Genomic DNA, 359 nt, shown 5'->3' with positions numbered 1-359 from the left:
AAGCAAAACCAGTGAATTTGACCAGTTTGATATCAAGTATCGGACCTCCAGAGCTTTGTTGAATGTGGGCTATTCATTGACAGAAGAAGGAAAATTCCAGTTGATTCATTACATGTCCCTAGGAATGGGTTATATGAATTTTCAGATGCTGCCTTCTGAACAAGAATCTGATCTCAATTCTTTTTTACAAAGTCCGCAAAGAGGTTTTATTCTCCGAAAAAATGACATCCAGAAGGGAACAAACGGATTTGGGGATTTTTTGACAGAAATTGGTTTTCAAGCTAGCTATGATTTTGATCTGCCCGGTCGGAAAGAATCATTGGAAATCCTAGCCAAAGTTGGGTATTCCTTCAGTCCCT

1 protein-coding gene is annotated in these 359 nt (G+C 39.0%); it reads left to right on the top strand.

Features of this window, described 5'->3' with window-relative positions; genetic code table 11:
- On the top strand, positions 1-359 hold a 359-nt coding region (locus ACNKXV_RS13565; RefSeq protein WP_417908263.1), incomplete at both ends, for a hypothetical protein.

Source organism: Christiangramia aquimixticola (assembly GCF_048285835.1).
In the GTDB taxonomy this organism is placed as follows: Bacteria; Bacteroidota; Bacteroidia; order Flavobacteriales; family Flavobacteriaceae; genus Christiangramia; species Christiangramia aquimixticola.
The sequence above is the reverse complement of the archived record's forward strand: the minus strand, read 5'-3'. Positions and strand labels throughout refer to the sequence as shown.